Source organism: Curtobacterium sp. NPDC087082, assembly GCF_044745045.1.
GTDB lineage: Bacteria > Actinomycetota > Actinomycetes > Actinomycetales > Microbacteriaceae > Curtobacterium.
The window spans coordinates 296023-317956 of sequence record NZ_JBIUZN010000004.1; the positions used below are offsets into that span (position 1 = coordinate 296023).

Genomic DNA, 21934 nt, shown 5'->3' on the forward strand with positions numbered 1-21934 from the left:
ACGCCCGGTTGTGGGCGCTCGCTCGCTGCGGTTAGACTTGTGCGGCGCAATCCGCGCTCACCAAACACATCGCCAGGACGGCTCGAACCGGCATCCGGTTCGGACCAGGGGGTCGCTCCCTCGCCGTCTCGGCCCGACTCATGTCCGTTCGGAGCAATCTCTACATGACAACCACCACGACCAAGGCTCCCAAGCAGGTCGCCATCAACGACATCGGCTCGGCTGATGACTTCCTGGCCGAGGTCGAGAAGACCCTGAAGTTCTTCAACGACGGAGACCTCATCTCCGGCACCGTCGTGAAGATCGACCGCGACGAGGTCCTCCTCGACGTCGGTTACAAGACCGAGGGTGTCATCCCCTCGCGCGAACTCTCCATCAAGCACGACGTCGACCCCAACGAGGTCGTCGAGGTCGGCGACGAGGTCGAGGCCCTGGTTCTCCAGAAGGAGGACAAGGAAGGTCGCCTCATCCTGTCGAAGAAGCGTGCGCAGTACGAGCGCGCCTGGGGCGACGTCGAGAAGATCAAGGAGTCCGACGGCGTCGTGACCGGTACGGTCATCGAGGTCGTCAAGGGCGGTCTGATCGTCGACATCGGCCTCCGCGGCTTCCTCCCGGCGTCGCTCATCGAGCTGCGTCGCGTCCGCGACCTCACGCCGTACCTCGGTCAGGAGCTCGAGGCGAAGATCCTCGAGCTCGACAAGAACCGGAACAACGTCGTCCTCTCGCGCCGCGCGCTGCTCGAGCAGACGCAGTCCGAGTCCCGGACCACGTTCCTCAACAACCTCCACAAGGGCCAGGTCCGCAAGGGCATCGTGTCGTCGATCGTCAACTTCGGTGCGTTCGTCGACCTCGGCGGCGTCGACGGTCTCGTCCACGTCTCCGAGCTCAGCTGGAAGCACATCGAGCACGCCAGCGAGGTCGTCGAGGTCGGTCAGGAAGTCACCGTCGAGATCCTCGAGGTGGACCTGGACCGCGAGCGCGTGTCGCTCTCGCTCAAGGCCACGCAGGAAGACCCGTGGCAGGTCTTCGCCCGCACCCACGCGATCGGCCAGATCGCACCGGGCAAGGTCACGAAGCTCGTGCCGTTCGGTGCCTTCGTCCGCGTTGCCGACGGCATCGAGGGCCTCGTGCACATCTCGGAGCTCTCGAACAAGCACGTCGAGCTCGCCGAGCAGGTCGTCTCGGTCAACGACGAGGTCTTCGTCAAGATCATCGACATCGACCTCGACCGTCGTCGCATCTCGCTCAGCCTCAAGCAGGCGAACGAGGGCGTGGACCCGGAAGGGTCCGAGTTCGACCCGGCGCTCTACGGCATGCCGACCGAGTACGACGACAAGGGCGACTACAAGTACCCGGACGGCTTCGACCCGGAGACGAACGAGTGGCTCGAGGGCTTCGACACCCAGCGCGAGGAGTGGGAGCGTCAGTACGCTGCCGCCCAGTCGCGTTGGGAAGCCCACAAGGCGCAGGTCGCGAAGACCATCGCCGACGAGGCGCAGGGTGGCTTCGACCTCCCGGCGACCGCTTCGTCGTCGTCGTCCTCGACGTTCGCGACCGAGTCGAACGGTCAGGGCACCCTGGCCGACGACGCTTCGCTCGCAGCGCTCCGCGAGAAGCTCAGCTCGACCAACTGATCGAGCGGCGCAGCCGTACCGGAAGCCCGGCATCCCTGAGAAGGGGTGCCGGGCTTCCGGCCGTTTCGGCGCCACCTCGAACTTGTGGTATATTGTATTCTGTACATGCACAGGTTGCGCTCGCGCACATGGGGTGATGGAGGCGCGCAATGAGTGCATCGACGAGCAGCAAGCCGCGGATCCACTTCCTCTCACCACTCCGGATCGTCATGTTCCTGGCAGTGGTCTGGAACCACGCGGAGGGCTTTGCTCGCGCGCGCACAGCCGATGACCCGATCGCCGAGGTCGTCCTCTCCCTCTCGCCGGAGGGGCGCTTCCTGTTCATCACCATCACCGCGTTCCTGATCGCGCGGTCCGCGTCGTCGTCGTCGGCGGTCAAGCGCGTGATCGTCATCGCGTGGCCGTTCCTGGTCTGGTCTGTGCTGTACACCGGCGTCGAGGTCGTGGCGAACGGTCCCGGTGTGGGTGGGGTCGGTAGCGTCGTGCTGTCGATCCTGACCGGCTCGGCGGCGCCACACCTGTACTTCGTGATCGTCACGATCCAGTTGACGCTCCTGGCGCCGCTCATCCAGTTCCTCGCACGCCTGGGGCGACGCGCGCAGGCCGTGCTCGTCGTGCTCGCCGCTGTGGCGCAGCTCGCTGTCGTCGCACTCGATCTGGTGATTGCGCCGACGGGTTTCCCGGTGGGCTGGCTCTGCGTCGCGTACCCGCTCTGGGTGATCGGCGGCGCGGTCCTCGCGGCCAACCTCGAGCTGGCGACGACGTGGTTCCGCGCGCACGTCGTGCACCTGATCGTGGGGCTCGCGGTGTTCGGTGCCGGGTACATCGGCATCGCGACCTCGACGCAGGATCCAGGGGCCTTCGGCACCGACCTCCTGCTCCGCGAGCTCCGGTCCGTGTGGAACGTGCTCTTCGGTCTCGCCGTCGTCGCGACGTGCATGCAGCTGGTCGCGTCGACCGGGCGATGGTCCGAGATGGCGAAGCGTGCTGGCGAACGCATGCAGGATCTCGGGTACGGTCTCTTCCTCGCGCACGAGCTGTTCCTGCACGGGCTGGCCACTGCGCTCGCTCCGGTCTCCGGACCCGTGCCGTTCGCCCTGCTCACCCTCGTGCTCTCGGTCGGTGTGGTCGTAGGGACGCTCGGGTTCGTGGTCGTCGTCCGGCGGACGCCGTTGAGCTGGAGCCTGACCGGTCGGCCGATGCAACGGCGTGTGACCCGGGCGCCGGCGCTCGTCACCCGTGCATGAAGACTGCTCGCCGGAGCGTGCGCCGTCATGTATAACGGTGGAATGCCACGTGTGAAACAGCAGACTGCTCACCTCGCCTTCCTGAACGCTGCGCGAGCGATCATGTTCGCCTGCATCGTGTTCGACCACACGGGCGAAGCAGTCTCCGACGTCGTCCCACCCGGCACGCTGCAGTCCGCCCTGCTCGCTCTGGCCCCGAACGGCCGCTACCTCTTCGTGACGATCGCCGTCGTCCTCATCGCTCGGTCGGTGTCGTCCTCGTCGCTCTCGCGCCGGTTGGTGGTGATCCTGACGCCGTTCGTCGCGTGGTCGGTCATCACGGTCGGTGTCGATGCGGTCGTCGGTGCGCTGCCGGACGAATCGGTCGGGGAGCTGCTCTGGCGCCTCGCCTCGGGCAGCGCCGCACCGCACCTCTACTTCGTGCTGGTCACCGTGCAGCTGACGATCGGTGCACCGATCATCCGTGCGCTCGCCCGGACGCCGGGACGGCTCGTGCTGCCGCTCCTCCTCGCCGCGGCGCTCGCGCAGATCGCGACGGTCGTGCCCGAGCACCACGGCGGTCTCGAGCGGACGCTGCTCTACAAGACCGTGCTCGGGTACCCGCTCTACATCGTCGGCGCCGCCGTGCTCGCTCCGAGGATCGCGCTGGTCCGTCGGTGGGCGGTGCGCGCCCTCCCATTCGTCGGCCTGGCTGTCGGGGTCGTCGGCATCGGCTTCGCCGTGGCCGCGTTCCAGTCGAGGTCCGGTGCGCTGTCGGGCGCCGCCGAACTCGTCCCGCTGGTCCTCCGTCAGGTGTGGGTCATCACGGTGTCGCTGCTGTCACTGTGCGTCTGCGTGGTGGCCACCCGCACGAACCCGACCTCCGGCGTCGTCGCCCGGATCGGGCGGTCGATGCAGGACCTCGGGTTCGGGCTGTACCTCGCGCACGCCCTCGTCCTCCGTGCGGTCGTCGAACTCACCGCGAGTGTGCTCCCGGCTGTGGGCCTCGAGTTCGGCATCGTCGTGGGGTGGACGGCCACGGTCGTCCTGACCGTCCTGCTCGTCAGTGCGCTCCGGTGGACGCCGCTCAGTCGGGTCCTGACCGGACGACCACGGAAGCGTCGGCGCCCGCAGCACCGTCTCGACCCGGTGCCGAGCACGGTCGTCGGGGGTCTCGCCGGTGCGGGTCGGTAGCCTGTCGGTGTGCGCATCATCGGTCTCACGGGCGGCATCGCCGCGGGCAAGTCCACCGTCTCCGGCCGCTGGGCCGAGCACGGTGCGGTCGTGGTGGACGCCGACCGGCTCGCGCGCGACGCCGTCGCTCCCGGCAGCCCGGGCCTCGCGCAGGTCGCCGAGCGGTTCGGCCCGGGCGTGATCGCACCCGACGGTTCGCTCGACCGGCCGGCACTCGGCGCGATCGTGTTCGCCGACGCCGCGGCGCGGAAGGACCTCGAGGGGATCACCCACCCCGAGGTCTGGCGTCTCGCCCAGGCGGCATTCGACGCAGCCGAGGCAGCGGACCCGGACGCCGTCGTGGTCTACGACGTGCCGCTCCTCGCCGAAGCCCGGGGGAGCCGGCCGCTGCGGTTCGACGCGGTCGTGGTGGTCGACGCACCCGCTGCCCAGCGGATCGAGCGGCTCGTGGAGCACCGCGGCATGCCCCGCGACGAAGCCGAGCGCCGCGTCGCCGCACAGGCGAGCGACGCCGACCGACTGGCGCTGGCCGACCACGTGGTGGACGCCACCGGCACCCTCGCCGACACGATCCGATCCGCCGACGAGGTCTGGGAGCGCATCGGCCGATGAAGCACCGGGTGCTCCTGGTCCTCGCGGCCGTCCTCCTCGTGGCGATCGGCGCCGCGTCGCTCGTCGCGGCGAACGTCCTCGGTGGCGATCGGGTGGCGGAGCACGGCCGGGTGTCCGCAGCCGACCGACCGCGCGGCGACGAGCACGGTCCGGTGGGGGAGTTCCACCGCTTCCGCCTCGGCACGATCAACGGGCAGCGGCTCGAGCCGAACCGTGACGACTTCGCGGCACGCACCGACTCCGGCGGCCCGCTGCTGCTGTTCCTGCCGGCGACCCGCGCCCGGCCCGCCGACTACCAGCTGTTCCTGTCCGCGGCGCTGCGCGACGGGTACCACGTGCTCGGGCTCGACTACTGGAACCTCGGCAAGACGCTGTCAGGGACGTGCGAGGCGGATCCGCACTGCTACGGGCAGGTGCAGCGGAACCGGTTCGACGGCACCCGGCCGTCACGGTTCAGCTCGGTGCAGCCGGCCGGCTCGATCGTCTCGCGGTTCCGCGACGCGATCGCCTACCTCGACGACCACGACCCGGACGGCGGGTGGGGACGGTTCGTCCAGGGCGACTCGGACATCGCCTGGCAGGACATCGTGGTGGCCGGGCACTCGCAGGGCGGCGGCGAGGCGGCGTACATCGCGCACATCCGGCCGGTGCAGGGCGCGCTGATGTTCTCCTCGCCCGTCGAGTCGTTGGGCAGCGAGCACGCGGCCTGGATGGACCGCCCGGGGCGGACACCGGTCGCCCGGATGTACGCGATCGACGACGTGCGCGACGTCTTCGGCCCGCGGATCCGCGGCTCCTGGAAAGTGCTCGGGCTCGACGGTCCCGACGGACCGTTCCGGACCGACACCGCGCCGCCCGGACCCGACGAGGACCCGCACGCGATCCTCACCGACATCGCGGTGGGGTCGCCGGCCGAGTCGCACTCGCGCACGATCAAGGACACGACCCCGATCGGCCGCGACGGGCTCCCGCGGATGGAGGCGCTGTGGCAGTGGCTGCTCCACCGCTTCCCCTCGGACCGGTCATAGGATCCCGCAATACTCTGAGTCCGTGCAGCAAGCAGGCGAACGACCCGACCTGCGCTCGACCATCCGTGCCCGCGCGGCGCAGGACGGGGAGCGCAGCTACCTCGAGGACGCGCGCGGTGACCGCGTCCTGACCTACCGCGCGCTCGAAGACGCGGTGTCGGCGTGGTCGTCGACCTTCGACGCGATCGGGGTCGCGCCGTCCGGGGCGGTCCTGATCGACCTCGCCGACCCGCTCGCGTTCGCGGTCGTGCACCTCGCCGCCCTCGCGACCGGTCGGCGGGCGATCCCCGTCGACACCGGACAGCCGACCTCGGAACCCGGCCGTCTCGCCGACCTGATCGGCGGCGCCTCGCTCGTGGTGTCGGACCGCGCCGTGGACGCGACCGTCCCCGGGGCGCCGGCGAGCGGGATCGACGCGGCCACGTTCCTCCCGGCATCCGTCCGCGACGGCGACCTGCCGTCGGAGAACGCGGACGCACCCGGCGAGGGGTCCGTCGTGCTCTTCACCTCCGGCTCCACCGGCACCCCGAAGGGCGTCGAACTGCCCGAGTCGCAGCTGCTGTTCGTGGCCCGGGCCGTGGCGCAGCACAACCGCCTCACGCCGGAGGACCGCGGGTTCAACTCCCTCCCGCTCTTCCACGTGAACGCCGAGGTCGTCGGGTTGCTGGCGACCCTCGTGGCCGGCGGGACCCTCGTGCTCGACCGGCGGTTCCGTCGCACCGGCTTCTGGGAACTGCTCGCCGACCGCCGGATCACCTGGCTGAACGCGGTCCCGGCGATCCTCGCGGTCCTCGCCAAGACCGGTCCGCTCGACTTCCCCGAAGGGCTCCGGTTCGTCCGCAGCGCCTCCGCTCCGCTGCCCGATCCGGTGCGGCAGGCGCTCGTCGACGTCCCGCTCGTCGTCAGCTGGGGGATGACCGAGGGGGCGTCGCAGATCACCGCCACGCCGCTCGGTGCCCCCGCACGCGTCGGGACCGTCGGCGTGCCGGTCGGGTCCGAGGTGCAGGTCCGGGGCGAGGACGGCGCGGTGCTGCCCGCCGACGAGGTCGGGGCCCTCTGGATCCGCGGTGAGGGCATCGTCCACCGCTACCTCTTCGGTCGCGCAGCCGAGCGCTTCGACGCGGACGGCTGGTTGAGCACGGGCGACGTCGGATCGGTCTCGGCGGACGGCTGGGTGTCGCTCGCCGGTCGCTCGGACGACGTCATCAACCGGGGCGGCGAGAAGGTGTACCCCTCCGAGGTGGAGGACGTGCTGCTCGGCGACGACCGCGTGCTCGAGGCCGTGGTCGTCGGGCGGCCGCACGAGGTCCTCGGCGCGGTACCGATCGCCTACGTGATCCCGCAGCCGGACGAGGCCGTGGACGCCGAGGCCCTGGTCGCCGACCTCACCGCGCGAGCCGAGGCGCACCTCACACGGTTCCGCCGTCCGGTCGAGATCGTCGTCGTGCCCGACCTGCCGCGCGCGCCGACCGGCAAGGTCCAGCGGGCGAAGGTGCGGACGATGGCCGAACACCCGTGACCGACGCCGCCACGCCCGGCGCCGACGCTGCCACGCCCACCGCCGGCGTTGCCGACCGTCGGGTGCAGACGCCGACCCGCACCGCCGAGGGGAAGCCGCGGCACCTCTACGAGGTCGACGTCCTCCGCATCCTGACCTTCGCCTGCGTCATCGGCGTCCACACCACGAGTCACACGGTCGCCGCCGACGACGTCCCGCTGAACGCCCTGCTCGGCCTGCTCCACTTCACCCGCCTGGTCTTCTTCTCGCTGACGGCCTTCGTGCTCGTCTACAGCTACACGCTCCGACCGCGGCCGATGGCGCAGTTCTGGCCGAAGCGCTTCCTGCTCGTCGGCGTGCCCTACCTGGCGTGGTCCTTCGTCTACGTGGCGTCGTCCTGGCTCCTCAGCGCCACTCGCCGGGGCGACGTGCCCGACCTCGTGCGCACGTACGCCGAGGGCATCGTCACCGGCGTCTCCTGGTACCACCTCTACTTCCTGCTCGTGACGATGCAGGTGTACCTGCTCCTGCCGGTCATCGCGTGGCTGGTCCGGAGGACGCGCGGCCACCACGTCGCGGTCCTCGCCGTGACGCTCGTGTTCCAGCTCGTGGTCTTCGCCGGGTACAAGTACTTCCCCGCCAGCGACGCGTGGATGCACGGCTACCAGAAGCAGTTCTTCTTCTCGTACGTGTTCTTCATCGTCTCCGGCGCGATCGCCGCCGACCACGCGGATGCCTTCCTCCGGTTCATCCGGGTGCACCGCCGCGCCGTCCTCTGGGGCTTCGCGGGCGTCGGCGCGCTCACCCTCAGCGTGTGGTGGCTGCAGGTCGGTTTCGGGCAGTCGCTCTACGCCGCCGGCACGCCCCTGCAGCCCGTCCAGGTGCTCTGGAGCAGCGCCGTGTTCGTCGGGTTCCTGGCGATCGGCGCGCGCTGGGCGGATCGGCGCCGGCCCGGGAGCGCGCTCGCCCGCGTCGTCGACTACGGCTCGGACCGGTCGTTCGGCATCTTCCTCAGCCACCCGTTCGCGATCTGGATCCTGCTGTACGGCGACAGCTGGCTCGAACGGGTCGTGCCCCAGCCCTGGCTCACGCTGGTCACCTACGTGCTCGTGCTCGTGCTGTCGGTGGCCGTGACGGAGCTGTTCCGGTGGACGCCGTTGAGCGTGCCGCTCACGGGGCGGCCGTCGTTGTCGTCGCGTGGGCAGCGGGCGGCGCGGGCGCGGAAGCGGGAGGCGGCTGCTCGGGGTGCGGGTGCTGGTGCCGTGCCGGTGGTCGCCCCGGAACCGCGGGTCGAGCCGGTCGAGCCGGTCGAGCCGGACGATGCGCTCGTGGGGGAGACGGACGACGTCGGGCGGCGGTCGACGCGCTGAGCGCGTCCGCCGATGGGGCGTCGCCCGCACCGCGCGGGGACTGGAGGCGCGGGTCGGGCTGGCACCGCGCCTCCCGTCGTGCGCAGTTCCGGACGGGAGGCGCGGGTCGGGCTGGCACCGCGCCTCCCGTCCGCAGCGTGTCGCGGTCGTCGCGACGCGGATCAGCCGGCGTGCTGCTCGGCCTTCGGGACGCCGATCTCGAGGACGCCGTCCGTCATCGTGAGCCGCTTCGGCTTCATGAACCACGCGACCACGGCCGCGGCGGCGAGCAGCGCGCAGGAGAGCGCGAAGGGCAGCTGCCAGCCGGAGGCGTCGATCAGCGCGCCGAACACGATCGGCGAGATCACGCCGGCGATGCCGAAGCCGGTGTTCATGAACCCCGACGCGGTGCCGGACCACTGCGGGGCGACGTCCATCGGGATGGCCCAGAGGTTGGCGTTGCAGAGCTCCAGGAAGAAGAACGAGAGGGCGAGCGAGATCGTCGCGACGACCAGGCCCTGCCCGATCACGAGGGGGACGAGACAGACGAGGGAGCCACCGAGGCCGATGACGAGGACGATCCTCCGGGCGTTCCGGCTGTCGCCGCCGCGGTGGATGATCCGGTCGCTGAGCATCCCGCCGACGGTGTCGCCGACGACGCCCGCGAGGAGCACGAGCGTGGTGAAGAGGGCGAACTGGCTGATCGGCAGGCCGTAGGTGTCGCTGAGGAACGTCGGGATCCAGGTGAGGAACACCCAGAGCACCCAGCCGTACCCGAAGTCGACGAAGGTCACCGGGGAGATCTGCCGGGCCAGCGTGCGCCACGGGACGGGTGGCCGGGTGGCGCGGGTCTCGACGGGCGGGAGCTCGTCGAGCTCGACCTGCTGGATGCCGGCGGTGTCCTCGGGCTTGTCGCGGAACCAGACGAACCAGACGATCGCCCACGCGATCGACAGGACCGCCGTCGCGAAGAAGGCCCACCGCCAGCTGCCGGTCGCACCGATGACCCAGGCGACGAGGAGCGGTGCGAGGGCGTTGCCGAGGCGCGCCGCGGAGTGCACGACGCCCTGTGCGAAGCCGTTGCGGTCGCGGGGGATCCAGCGGCTCATGGCCTGGGTGGCGGCGGGGAACGCGGCGGCCTCGCTCAGGCCGAGGAGCGCGCGGGCGGCGAAGAGCGTCCAGAAGCCGACCGAGAACCCGGTCCAGAGGGTGGCGACCCCCCAGATCACGGTGATGACGAACAAGGCCTTCCGGGGACCGAACTTCTCGGCGATCGTGCCGCCGAAGACCTGCAGCAGCGCGTAGGGGAGTGCGAAGGCGGAGACGATGAGCCCGGCGGTCGTCTCGTTGAAGCCGAAGTCCTCGGTGATGTGCGGGAGCGCCGTGGAGATGTTGGTGCGGTCGATGTACGAGATCGCGTACATGCAGCACAGCAGGATGAGCACTCGTCCGCGGATGCGTCCGCGGAACGGGGTGCCCTTCGTCGGTGCGGCGGGGGTCGCCGTCGTCATGGGGGCCTCTTCGGGGAGTGAGAGCGAGTCGGGTTGCTGAACGGATCGGAGGCTATGCCGGGTCCCTATCAGCGGTCTCGGAGCGTGCTTGGCGTGGACGATACGCCGAGGGCGAGCAGACGGCTCCGGTGTCAGGGGTGCCGACTACCGTGGTGGGCATGGCAGTGTCAATCGAGCCCACGCGCGCGGTCCGCCCGTTCGAGGTCATCAGCGAGTACTCGCCGAGCGGCGACCAGCCCGCGGCGATCGCCGAACTGGCCGGTCGCATCAACGCCGGTGAGACCGACGTCGTGCTGCTCGGTGCGACCGGTACGGGCAAGTCGGCGACGACCGCGTGGCTCATCGAGCAGGTGCAGCGGCCGACGCTCGTGCTCGCGCACAACAAGACCCTGGCGGCCCAGCTCGCGAACGAGTTCCGGAGCCTGCTGCCGAACAACGCCGTCGAGTACTTCGTCTCGTACTACGACTACTACCAGCCCGAGGCGTACGTCCCGCAGACGGACACCTTCATCGAGAAGGACTCCTCGGTCAACGCCGAGGTCGAGCGGCTCCGGCACTCGACGACGAACTCGCTGCTCAGCCGGCGCGACGTCGTGGTGGTCTCGACGGTGTCCTGCATCTACGGCCTGGGGACGCCGGAGCAGTACATGAACGCCTCGGTCGCGCTGCACGTCGGCCAGACCATCTCCCGCGACCAGCTCGTCCGCAAGTTCGTCGCGATGCAGTACCAGCGGAACGACGTCGACTTCGCACGAGGGACCTTCCGGGTCCGCGGCGACACGCTCGAGATCATCCCGATGTACGAAGAGCACGCGATCCGCATCGAGATGTTCGGCGACGAGGTCGAGGCCCTGTCGTACCTGCACCCGCTCACCGGCAACGTGATCGAGGACATGCCCGCCGTGTCGATCTTCCCGGCGTCGCACTACGTCGCCGACACCGAGGTCATGCACCGGGCGATCGCCACGATCAAGGACGAACTCGCCGAGCGCCTGGCCGAGCTCGAGGGGCAGGGCAAGCTGCTCGAGGCCCAGCGGCTCCGGATGCGCACCACGTTCGACATCGAGATGATGGAGCAGATCGGCTTCTGCTCCGGCATCGAGAACTACTCGCGCCACATGGACGGCCGTGCCGCGGGGGAACCGCCGCACTGCCTGCTCGACTTCTTCCCGGACGACCTCCTCATCGTGATCGACGAGTCGCACGTCACCGTGCCCCAGATCGGCGCGATGTACGAAGGGGACGCCTCCCGCAAGCGCACGCTGGTCGAGCACGGCTTCCGTCTGCCGAGCGCCCTCGACAACCGACCGCTCACCTGGGAAGAGTTCCTCGAGCGCTCCGGCCAGAAGGTCTACCTGTCGGCGACCCCGGGCCGGTACGAGCTCGGCGTGACCGACAGCGTCGTCGAGCAGATCATCCGCCCGACGGGCCTGGTCGACCCCGAGATCGTCGTGAAGCCGAGTGACGGCCAGATCGACGACCTGCTCGAGGAGATCAACCAGCGCGTCGAGAAGGACGAGCGCGTCCTCGTCACGACGTTGACCAAGCGCATGGCCGAGGAACTCACCGACTTCCTCGGCAACGCCGGCGTCCGGGTCCGGTACCTGCACTCCGACGTGGACACCCTCAAGCGCGTCGAGCTGCTGACCGAACTGCGCCAGGGCGTCTACGACGTGCTCGTCGGCATCAACCTCCTGCGCGAGGGGCTCGACCTGCCCGAGGTCTCCCTCGTGGCGATCCTCGACGCCGACAAGGAAGGCTTCCTGCGCTCGTCGACGTCGCTCATCCAGACGATCGGTCGTGCCGCCCGCAACGTGTCGGGCCAGGTGCTGATGTACGCCGACAAGATGACCGACTCGATGAAGACCGCGATCGAGGAGACCGACCGTCGCCGCGAGAAGCAGGTGGCCTACAACACCGAGCGCGGCATCGACCCGCAGCCGCTGCGCAAGAAGATCGCCGACATCACCGAGATCCTGGCGCGTGAGAACGACGACACGAAGGCGCTGCTCGAAGGTCGCCCCGGAGCGGACGGCCGACGCTCGCCGACGCCGAACCTCAAGCGCGGCGGGATCGCCGGCGAGGGGGCGATGCAGCTCGAAGCGACCATCGGCGACCTCAACGAGCAGATGCTGCAGGCGGCGGCCGAGCTGAAGTTCGAACTCGCCGCACGGCTCCGCGACGAGGTGCAGGACCTCAAGAAGGCGCTCCGCCAGATGGAGTCGGCGGGCCATGTCAGCTGACGCCGGCGCGCGCGCCGCGCGCGACGGGTCTCGTCGCACCGTCGTCGTCACCGGTGCGAGTGCCGGCCTCGGGTACTTCGCCGCGGAGCAGCTCGCCGCCGCCGGTCACCGCGTCGTCCTCGCGACCCGCAGCCGCGAGCGCGCTGCGGCGGCCGAGCGGAGCATCCGTCGCCACGTGGACGGCGCCGACCTCGCGCACGTGCACCTCGACCTCGCCGACCTCGACAGCGTGCGGGCAGCCGCCGACGAGCTCGCGGCGCTGCAGCCGGAGGGTGTCGACGCGATCGTGAACAACGCCGGCGTGGTGGGCGCGAGCACGATGCAGCGGACGGCCCAGGGCACCGAGCTGCAGGTGGGCACGAACCACCTCGGGCACTTCGCCTGGACGGCGCTGACGCTCCCATTGCTCGACCGCCGCGCGGGGCGCGTGGTGCACCTCGGGTCGATCGCACACCGGTGGGCACGGCTCGACCCGTCGGACCCGCTCGGCGCGAGCCACTACTCGAGTTACCGCCAGTACGGGCGGAGCAAGCTCGCGGTCATGCTCTTCGGCTTCGAGCTCGCCGAACGCCTCGCCGATGCCGGGTCACCGGTCTCCAGCGTCGTCGCGCATCCCGGGTTCTCGCTCGACCTGCTGTCACCCGAGCGTCCCGACGTCGCATCGTCCCGATCGGAGCCGGCGTGGACCCGTCCGGCGCAGCGGCTGTACGCCCAGGGCAAGGACGCCGGCGCCGACCCGCTCGTGCACGCGGCGATCGCCGACGGCGTCCGGTCCGGCGAGTACTGGGGGCCGTCGGGCTGGATGCAGCTCCGGGGGCCGGCAGCGGTCGTCCGGGCCGAACCGCGGGCCCACGACCGGGCCGAGGCCGCCCGGCTCTGGGTGGCGAGCGAGCGTGCCGCCGGGGTCGCGTTCGCTCTCGACGCACTCGTCTGACCGTCCATCGCGGCCGAATGTCGGTGCCGCTTCGTAGAATCGACAACGATGACCATCACCTCTGACCGCGGAACCTCGACGTCGGGCCGGAATGCCTTCGGCGAGCCCGTAGACCTCCACATCCCCGGCGGCACGGCACCGCACAGCACCTCCACGCTCAGCGTGCGCGGTGCCCGCGTGCACAACCTGCGCGACGTCGACCTCGAGATCCCACGCGACTCGCTCGTCGTGTTCACGGGTCTGTCCGGATCCGGCAAGTCCTCGCTGGCGTTCGACACGATCTTCGCCGAGGGACAGCGCCGCTACGTCGAGTCGCTGTCTGCGTACGCGCGCCAGTTCCTCGGGCAGGTCGACCGCCCGGACGTCGACTTCATCGAAGGGCTCTCGCCCGCGGTCTCGATCGACCAGAAGTCGACGAACCGCAACCCGCGATCGACGGTCGGCACCATCACCGAGGTCTACGACTACATGCGTCTGCTGTGGGCGCGCATCGGCATCCCGCACTGCCCCGTCTGCGGTGAGGTGATCAGCAAGCAGAGCGTGCAGCAGATCGCCGACCAGCTCATGGAGTTCGAGTCGGGCACGCGGTTCCAGGTGCTCGCGCCCGTCATCTCCAAGAAGAAGGGCGAGTTCGTCGACCTCTTCCAAGAACTGGCGGCGTCCGGCTACGCCCGCGCGATCGTCGACGGGGAGCGCATCCAGCTCAGCGACCCGCCCAAGCTCAAGAAGCAGGTCAAGCACGACATCTCGGTCATCGTCGACCGTCTCGTCGCGAACGAGGACATCCTCGGGCGTCTGACCGACTCGCTCGAGACGGCACTGCGCCTGACCGACGGCACGGTCGCGATCGACCTCGTCGACGCCGAGGGACCCGGTGCGGTCCGGACCTACTCCGAGAACCTCTCCTGCCCGAACAACCACCCGCTGGCGCTCACCGAGATCGAGCCGCGCACGTTCTCGTTCAACGCGCCGTTCGGTGCGTGCCCCGAGTGCTCCGGCCTCGGTACCCGCATGTCGGTCGACCCGGACCTCGTCCTCGGCGACCCCGAGGCGTCCCTGCGCGACGGCGTCCTGCTGCCGTGGACGGGGACGAGCGGGCTCTACTCCTACTTCGAGAAGCTCCTCGCCGGCCTCGGCAAGGACCTCGGGTTCGACCTGGACACCCCGTGGAACCGTCTCGACGCCTCGGTGCAGGCAGCGATCCTCACCGGCAAGGACTTCCAGGTGTCGGTGTCCTGGCGCAACCGGTTCGGCCGCGAGATGCGGTACACGAGCGGGTTCGAGGGCGTCATGCCCTACATCGAGCGCAAGTTCGCCGAGGCCGAGTCGGACTCGCAGCGGCAGCGCTTCCAGGGCTACCTGCGCGAGGTCCCCTGCCCGGTCTGCGACGGCACGCGCCTCAAGCCCGAGGTGCTCGCGGTGACGGTGGACGGCCGCAGCATCGCCGACGTGACGGACATGTCGCTCGACAACGCGTACGGCTTCATGGAGAGCCTCACCCTCACCGAGCGCGAGGCGCACATCGCGGCGGCGGTCCTGCGCGAGATCCGGGCGCGGCTCGAGTTCCTGCTCGAGGTCGGTCTGAACTACCTGACGCTCTCGCGTGGCGCCGGCGGGCTGTCCGGCGGCGAGGCGCAGCGCATCCGTCTGGCCACCCAGATCGGGTCCGGACTGACCGGCGTGCTCTACGTCCTCGACGAGCCGAGCATCGGGCTGCACCAGCGCGACAACCGGCGGTTGATCGACACCCTGGTGAAGCTCAAGGACCTCGGCAACACGCTCATCGTCGTCGAGCACGACGAGGACACGATCCGCACGGCGGACTGGGTCGTCGACATCGGTCCCGGCGCGGGTGTGAACGGCGGCAACGTCGTCCACTCCGGCTCGTACGAGGGGATCATCGAGAACCGCGAATCGATCACGGGCGACTACCTCGCGGGTCGACGTGCGATCGAGGTCCCGGCCGAGCGTCGCAAGGTCAACCTCAAGCGCACGATCAGCGTGCAGGGTGCGCGGGCGAACAACCTCAAGTCGATCGACGCGGACTTCCCGCTCGGGGTGTTCACCGCGGTCACCGGGGTGAGCGGCTCGGGCAAGTCGACGCTCGTCAACGACATCCTCTACAAGGTGCTCGCCAACCAGCTCAACGGCGCACGGCACATCGCGGGCAAGCACACCCGCGTGAAGGGGCTCGACCAGCTCGACAAGGTCGTGCACGTCGACCAGGCGCCGATCGGTCGGACCCCGCGGTCCAACCCGGCGACCTACACGGGCGTGTTCGACCGGATCCGACAGCTCTTCGCCGAGACGCCCGAGGCGAAGGCGCGCGGCTACCAGCCCGGTCGCTTCAGCTTCAACGTCAAGGGCGGTCGCTGCGAGAACTGCTCCGGTGACGGCACGATCAAGATCGAGATGAACTTCCTCCCCGACGTCTACGTCGCGTGCGAGGTCTGCGGCGGTGCGCGGTACAACCGCGAGACGCTGCAGGTGCACTACAAGGGCAAGGACATCTCCGAGGTCCTCGACATGCCGATCAGCGAGGCAGCCGAGTTCTTCGAGCCGATCTCCGCGATCCACCGGTACATGGCGACCCTCGTCGACGTCGGGCTGGGCTACGTCCGGCTCGGACAGAGCGCGACGACCCTCTCCGGGGGCGAGGCGCAGCGCGTCAAGCTCGCCACCGAGCTCCAGCGCCGGTCGAACGGCCGGACGGTCTACGTCCTCGACGAACCGACCACCGGTCTGCACTTCGAAGACGTCCGCAAGCTGCTCCTCGTGCTGCAGAGCCTGGTCGACAAGGGAAACACGGTCATCACGATCGAGCACAACCTCGACGTCATCAAGTCGGCGGACTGGCTGATCGACATGGGACCTGAAGGTGGATCCGGCGGCGGGACGGTCCTCGCGACGGGGACGCCCGAGCACGTGGCGAACGTGCCCGAGAGCCACACCGGGGTCTTCCTCAAGGAGATCTTCGACGCGCAGGACGCGCGGGTCGGCAAGGAACAGGCGGTCGGCGCACGCACGGCGAGCCAGAAGCAGCCGAAGGCGAAGCAGAAGGCGGGTGCTCGGTAGGTGGCGGACACCGTCCCGTGGCGTCCGAAGGCGGGGGAGATCCCCACTGATCCGGGCGTCTACCGCTGGCGTGACGAAGCCGGCCGGGTGCTCTACGTCGGCAAGGCGAAGAACCTCCGTGCCCGGCTGAGCAACTACTTCGCACCGCTGCCGACGCTGCACGAGCGCACGCGGCGCATGGTGCTCACGGCACGGAGCGTCGAGTGGACGACGGTCGGTTCCGAGATCGAGGCGCTGCAGCTCGAGTACACGTGGATCAAGGAGTTCGATCCGCCCTTCAACGTCAAGTTCCGGGACGACAAGTCCTACCCGTACATGGCGATCACCCTGGGCGAGGAGTCGCCCCGGGTGATGGTCACCCGGAACCGGAAGATCAAGGGCGCGAAGTACTTCGGGCCGTACCCGAAGATCTGGGCCGTGCACGACACGATCGACCTGATGATCAAGGTGTTCCCGATCCGCACCTGCTCGGACTCGTCGTACAAGAAGGCGATGCAGACCGGCAAGCCGTGCTTCCCGGGGCAGATCGGCAAGTGCGGCGGTCCGTGCTCCCAGAAGGTCACGATCGCCGAGCACCGCGCGCTGGTCGAGGAGTTCGTGCGCTTCATGGCGAGCTACGACCGCCGGGTGATCACCCAGCTGCGGCAGCGCATGGCCGCTTCGGCCGACGCGATGCAGTACGAGCAGGCCGCGAAGTTCCGCGACCAGGTCGGCGCGCTCGAGGCCGTGCTCGAGAAGTCCGCGGTCGTGCTCCGCGACTCGGTCGACCTCGACCTGTTCGGCATCTCCGAGGACGAGCTCGCCGCGGCGGTGCAGCTGTTCTCGGTGCGCGGCGGGCGCATCCGCGGTGTACGCGGGTGGGTCGTCGATAAGGAACTCGACATCTCGACGGGCGACCTCATCGAGCAGATCGTGCAGGGACAGTACGCGACCGGCGAGGAGCCCCCGCGCGAGGTCGTCGTGCCGGAACTGCCGGAGGACGCCGACGCGCTGCAGCAGTGGCTCAGCGAACGCCGTGGGGGTCGGGGCACCAAGCTCAGCACCGCGCAGCGGGGTGACCGGGCGGGGCTCGCCCGGACCGCGGCGCAGAACGCTGCCCAGGCGCTCATGCTCTACAAGACGAAGCGCTCCGCCGACTACACGACGCGGTCCGCGGCGCTGGCGGACATCCAGGACGCCCTCGGCATGACCGAGGCACCGCTCCGCATGGAGTGCTACGACATCTCGCACCTGCAGGGGACGAACGTCGTCGCGTCGATGGTCGTGTTCGAGGACGGGTTGCCCCGCAAGGACCAGTACCGGCGGTACTCGATCGCCGAGACCACCGACGACACCGACAGCATGCACCAGGTGCTGTCCCGCCGGCTTGCGCGCCTCGACGAGGACGCCGAGCTGCCGGATGTCCCCGACGTCACCAGCGACGAGGTGGTCGAGGGGTCGAAGCCGACCAAGCGGTTCGCCTACCGGCCGCAGCTGCTCATCGTCGACGGCGGGCAGCCGCAGGTGCAGGCGGCCAAGCGCGCGATGGACGAGGCCGGGGTGCACGACATCGCGCTCGTGGGCATCGCGAAGCGGCTCGAGGAACTCTGGTTGCCGGACGACGACTTCCCGGTGATCCTGCCGCGCAACTCCGAGGCACTGTTCCTCATCCAGCGCATCCGTGACGAGGCACACCGGTTCGCGATCACGCACCAGCGGACCCGGCGCAAGCGGGACGTCCGGTCGCGGCTGTCCGAGATCCCGGGTCTCGGACCCACCCGGGTGAACGCGCTGCTGAAGCACTTCGGGTCGGTGGCGCGGCTGCGCGAGGCGACGGCGGAGGAGATCGCCGAGGTGAACGGCGTCGGGCCGGCGACGGCGGCGGCCGTGGTCACGAAGCTCGCGCAGACGCCGACGAGCGCGCCGGAGGCCGCGGGCGCCCCGACGCCCACGAGCGCGCCGGAGGCCGCGGGCGCCCCGACGCCGACGAGCGCTCCCGACGGGGCCGGTGCGCCGGACACGGCGATCGAACCCGGCAGCGCCAGCGCGGCCGACGCAGCCGGCGGACCGGGCACCGCCAGCGCGCCCGGCCCAGCCAGCGCGCCCGACCTGGCGGCCGCCACGCAGGCGGCCGCCACCCGCTCCGGAGGACCGGCCCGGCTCCCCGAGGTGACCGACGACGGCCCGCACCTGCCCGCGTGACGCACACCGCGCCTCCCGTGCGGCCGACGGACGGACAAACAGGACCCGACCGACGGACCGCGCCCGACCGACGGACCGCACCCGACCGGCGGACGGCACCCGACCGACGGACCGCACCCGACCGGATGACGCACCCCGAGCCCGGCGTCCGGGCGATACCCTTGTCCCGCAGCCGAGACCTCCCCGGGCGACGCGCCCGGGCCGCCACGACGGAGCCCACTCCCAGATGACCGACAGCGTCCCAGCGCCGACACGATCGCCGCAGCAGCACGACATCCTCATCGTCACCGGCATGTCCGGAGCCGGTCGTTCGACGGTGGGGAAGGCGCTCGAGGACCTCGGCTGGTACGTCGTCGACAACCTCCCGACGCAGATGCTCGCGCCGCTCACCGAGCTCGCGGACCGTGCCGGTGAGAAGATCCCGAAGATCGCCACGGTGGTCGACGTCCGCGGCGGCCGGTTCTTCACCGACCCCGAGCAGGCGGTCGAGCAGGTGCGCAAGAGCGCCTCGGCCCGCGTCCGGGTGCTGTTCCTCGAGGCGACGGACGCGGTCCTCGTGCGGCGCTTCGAGCAGGTGCGGCGGCCCCACCCGCTCCAGGGCGAGGACACGCTGCTCGACGGCATCGGCCGCGAACGCAGTCGGCTCGCTGCCCTGCGCGAGGCATCGGACCTCGTCATCGACACCTCCGACCTGAACATCCACCAACTCGCGAACGCCGTGACCGAGCAGTTCGCCGACGACCACTTCACGGGTGTCCAGGTGACCCTGATGAGCTTCGGGTTCAAGTACGGACTGCCCGCCGACGCCGACATGGTGGCCGACGTCCGGTTCCTGCCGAACCCCTACTGGGTCCCGGAACTCCGCCCGCACACGGGCCTCGACCGACCCGTCTCGGACTACGTCCTGGCCCAGCCCGGAGCCCGCACGTTCGTCGAGCGCTACGCCGACGTCCTCGAGCCGGTGTTCGAGGGGTACCAGCGCGAGAACAAAAGACACGCTACGATCGCCATCGGCTGTACCGGCGGCAAGCACCGTTCGGTCGCCATCGTCGCCGAGCTGGCGAACCTCCTCCGCGGGATGCCCGACGTCGCCGTGCGTGTGAAGAACCGAGACCTCGGCCGAGAGTGACCGTCCCTCCGGCCGCTCCACACGACGTGCGCCGGGCACGCGGACCCCACCAGAAGAAACGTTAGGAATGATGCTGTGCCGTTGACTGCCGAGGTCAAGGACGAACTGGCCCGGGTCGTCGTGAACCGCAACACGGTCCGCGCTGCCGAGCTCGCGACCATCCTGCGGTTCGCGGGTGGCCTGCACGTCATCTCGGGCCGGATCGCCGTCGAGGTCGAACTCGACACCCGGATCATCGTGCACCGTGTGCGCAAGGACCTCGCCGAGCTGTACGGCGTGCGGAGCGAGGCGTCGGTGGGGTCGTCCGCGTCCGCCCGTCGTGGCACCCGGTACCTCGTGCGCGTGCTCGAGGCGGGGGAGACCCTCGCCCGGCAGACGGGCCTCATGGACGCCCGCCGCCGCCCGGTGCGCGGTCTGCCGAACCGGCTCACCACCGGCAACCGCGAGGACCTCGCCGCGATCTGGCGTGGAGCGTTCCTCGCCGCCGGCACCCTGACCGACCCCGGTCGTGCCGCCGCACTCGAGGTCACCTGCCCCGGCAACGAGGCAGCGATGGCCCTGGTCGGCGCTGCCTCGCGGCTCGGCATCGCGGCGAAGGGCCGTGAGGTCCGCGGCGTGCACCGCGTGGTCATCCGCGACGGCGAGGCCATCGGCCAGATGCTGACCGTGATGGGCGCCGCCCGCACCACCGCCGACTGGGAGGAGATGCGCCAGCGCCGCGAGGTCCGTGCCACCGCCAACCGTCTCGTCAACTTCGACGACGCGAACCTCCGTCGCTCCGCGCAGGCCGCCGTCGCCGCGTGCGCACGGGTCGAGCGTGCGCTCGAGATCCTCGGCGACGAGGTCCCCGACCACCTGCAGTACGCCGGCTCGCTGCGGCTGCAGCACCGCGACGCGTCGCTCGACGAGCTCGGCCAGCACGCGGACCCGCCGATGACGAAGGACGCCATCGCCGGGCGCATCCGCCGCCTCCTCGCGATGGCCGACAAGCGCGCGTCCGACCTCGGGATCCCGGGGACCGAAGCGAGCGTTCCCGAGGAGCTCGAAGGGGCCTGATCGACGGGCGTGACGACGTTCCGGACGGGAGGCGCGGTGCCAGCTGGCACCGCGCCTCCCGTCCGTCGTCGGGGTGGTCCAGGGCGGCGCTCGCGACCGTCCGGACGGACCGTCATCCCGCGCGGTCTGGCAGAGTCCGACTGCTAGGGTCGTTACGGCGACGTTACGGGGCGTATCGTCCACCACACGTGGGCCCGAAGGGCCACACGACTCCGAAAGCAGCGCCCCCCGGGCGCTCCACACCCACCAGGAGATCCATTGACCGTCAAGATCGGTATCAACGGCTTCGGCCGCATCGGCCGTAACTTCTTCCGGGCCGCACTGGCCAAGGGCAGCGACCTCGAGATCGTGGCGGTGAACGACCTCACCGACAACGCGTCCCTCGCGAACCTGCTGAAGTTCGACTCCATCACCGGCAAGCTCCCGGCGACGGTCGAGCTCGACGGCGACAACATCGTGGTCGACGGCAAGGCGATCAAGGTCCTCGCGGAGCGCGACCCCGCCAACCTCCCCTGGGGCGAGCTGGGTGTCGACATCGTCATCGAGTCGACTGGTTTCTTCACCAAGGCCGCCGATGCGCAGAAGCACATCGACGCCGGTGCCAAGAAGGTCATCATCTCCGCCCCGGCCACGGGTGACGACGTCACCATCGTGCTCGGAGTGAACGAGGACCAGTACGACCCCGCGAACCACAACATCATCTCGAACGCGTCCTGCACCACGAACAGCCTCGCGCCGCTCGCCAAGGTGTTCCACGACAAGTTCGGCATCGAGCGCGGTCTCATGACCACGGTCCACGCCTACACCGCCGACCAGAACCTCCAGGACGGCCCGCACAAGGACCCGCGTCGTGCGCGTGCCGCCGCCCTGAACATCGTCCCGACCTCCACGGGTGCGGCGAAGGCCATCGGCCTCGTCCTGCCGGAGCTCGCCGGCAAGCTCGACGGCTTCGCGCTCCGCGTCCCGGTGCCGACCGGCTCGATCACCGACCTCACGCTCGAGACCAAGTCCGAGGTCACCGTCGACGAGATCAACGCCGCCTACAAGGAGGCAGCCGAGGGTCCGCTCAAGGGCATCCTGCTCTACAGCGAGGACCCGCTGGTGTCGACCGACATCACCACGGACCCGCACTCGTCGATCTACGACTCCGGCCTGACCAAGGTCATCGGCGGCCTCGTGAAGATCACCTCGTGGTACGACAACGAGTGGGGCTACTCGAACCGCCTCGTCGACCTCACCGAGTACGTGGGCGAGCGCCTCTAAC

15 protein-coding genes are annotated in these 21934 nt (G+C 70.1%); 14 read left to right on the forward strand and 1 reads right to left on the reverse strand.

The features are described 5' to 3' along the window. The first annotated feature begins 164 nt into the window (after positions 1 to 164). The 7 genes from rpsA to ACIPEP_RS12720 all read left to right on the forward strand — a co-directional run bounded on the left by rpsA (position 165) and on the right by ACIPEP_RS12720 (position 8562). Positions 165 to 1634, forward strand: coding sequence for a 30S ribosomal protein S1 (rpsA, locus tag ACIPEP_RS12690; RefSeq protein ID WP_070416219.1), 1470 nt, complete (start codon positions 165 to 167; stop codon positions 1632 to 1634). A gap of 149 nt (positions 1635 to 1783) precedes the next feature. Next, a complete protein-coding gene (locus ACIPEP_RS12695; protein ID WP_402717455.1) occupies positions 1784 to 2881 on the forward strand; it encodes an acyltransferase family protein in 1098 nt (365 codons plus the stop codon). Positions 2882 to 2923: 42 nt separating this feature from the next. Next, complete coding sequence (locus tag ACIPEP_RS12700) at positions 2924 to 4054, forward strand: acyltransferase family protein (RefSeq protein ID WP_402717456.1); 1131 nt, start codon at positions 2924 to 2926, stop codon at positions 4052 to 4054. A 9-nt stretch (positions 4055 to 4063) separates the two neighbouring features. Then, positions 4064 to 4666 carry a dephospho-CoA kinase gene (coaE, locus tag ACIPEP_RS12705; protein WP_229084959.1) on the forward strand — a complete coding sequence of 201 codons (603 nt, stop codon included), beginning with the start codon at positions 4064 to 4066 and terminating at the stop codon, positions 4664 to 4666. Further along, positions 4663 to 5694, forward strand: coding sequence for a BPSS1187 family protein (locus tag ACIPEP_RS12710; RefSeq protein ID WP_402717457.1), 1032 nt, complete (start codon positions 4663 to 4665; stop codon positions 5692 to 5694). Before coaE ends, ACIPEP_RS12710 begins: the two co-directional genes overlap by 4 nt. Positions 5695 to 5716: 22 nt before the next feature. Further along, positions 5717 to 7213, forward strand: coding sequence for a class I adenylate-forming enzyme family protein (locus ACIPEP_RS12715; protein WP_402717458.1), 1497 nt, complete (start codon positions 5717 to 5719; stop codon positions 7211 to 7213). Beyond that, positions 7210 to 8562 carry an acyltransferase gene (locus ACIPEP_RS12720; RefSeq protein WP_402717459.1) on the forward strand — a complete coding sequence of 451 codons (1353 nt, stop codon included), beginning with the start codon at positions 7210 to 7212 and terminating at the stop codon, positions 8560 to 8562. Before ACIPEP_RS12715 ends, ACIPEP_RS12720 begins: the two co-directional genes overlap by 4 nt. A gap of 161 nt (positions 8563 to 8723) precedes the next feature. Here the strand turns inward: ACIPEP_RS12720 and ACIPEP_RS12725 are convergent, their stop codons facing one another. Beyond that, the gene (locus tag ACIPEP_RS12725) at positions 8724 to 10052 is read right to left on the reverse strand and encodes an MFS transporter (protein WP_070416214.1); all 1329 of its coding nucleotides are present in this window, start codon (positions 10050 to 10052) and stop codon (positions 8724 to 8726) included. Between the two features lie 170 nt (positions 10053 to 10222). On the opposite strand from ACIPEP_RS12725, the gene uvrB reads away from it, so the two are divergent. From uvrB to gap, 7 genes are all read left to right on the forward strand, one after another. Next, positions 10223 to 12295 carry an excinuclease ABC subunit UvrB gene (uvrB, locus tag ACIPEP_RS12730; protein ID WP_070419051.1) on the forward strand — a complete coding sequence of 691 codons (2073 nt, stop codon included), beginning with the start codon at positions 10223 to 10225 and terminating at the stop codon, positions 12293 to 12295. Beyond that, on the forward strand, positions 12285 to 13229 hold the full coding sequence (locus ACIPEP_RS12735; protein ID WP_229084951.1) for an SDR family NAD(P)-dependent oxidoreductase: 945 nt from the start codon (positions 12285 to 12287) through the stop codon (positions 13227 to 13229). Before uvrB ends, ACIPEP_RS12735 begins: the two co-directional genes overlap by 11 nt. Before the next feature lie 48 nt (positions 13230 to 13277). Beyond that, on the forward strand, positions 13278 to 16304 hold the full coding sequence (uvrA, locus tag ACIPEP_RS12740) for an excinuclease ABC subunit UvrA (RefSeq protein WP_402717460.1): 3027 nt from the start codon (positions 13278 to 13280) through the stop codon (positions 16302 to 16304). Beyond that, positions 16305 to 18485: an excinuclease ABC subunit UvrC gene (gene uvrC, locus ACIPEP_RS12745; RefSeq protein WP_402717461.1), complete on the forward strand. Its 2181-nt coding sequence runs from the start codon at positions 16305 to 16307 to the stop codon at positions 18483 to 18485. A 226-nt stretch (positions 18486 to 18711) separates the two neighbouring features. Continuing rightward, on the forward strand, positions 18712 to 19614 hold the full coding sequence (rapZ, locus tag ACIPEP_RS12750; RefSeq protein WP_070416211.1) for an RNase adapter RapZ: 903 nt from the start codon (positions 18712 to 18714) through the stop codon (positions 19612 to 19614). A 75-nt stretch (positions 19615 to 19689) separates the two neighbouring features. Beyond that, positions 19690 to 20670, forward strand: a complete 981-nt coding sequence (whiA, locus tag ACIPEP_RS12755) for a DNA-binding protein WhiA (protein WP_070416210.1) — start codon at positions 19690 to 19692, stop codon at positions 20668 to 20670. A 258-nt stretch (positions 20671 to 20928) separates the two neighbouring features. Continuing rightward, positions 20929 to 21933: a type I glyceraldehyde-3-phosphate dehydrogenase gene (gene gap, locus ACIPEP_RS12760; RefSeq protein WP_070416209.1), complete on the forward strand. Its 1005-nt coding sequence runs from the start codon at positions 20929 to 20931 to the stop codon at positions 21931 to 21933. Position 21934: the final 1 nt, after the last annotated feature.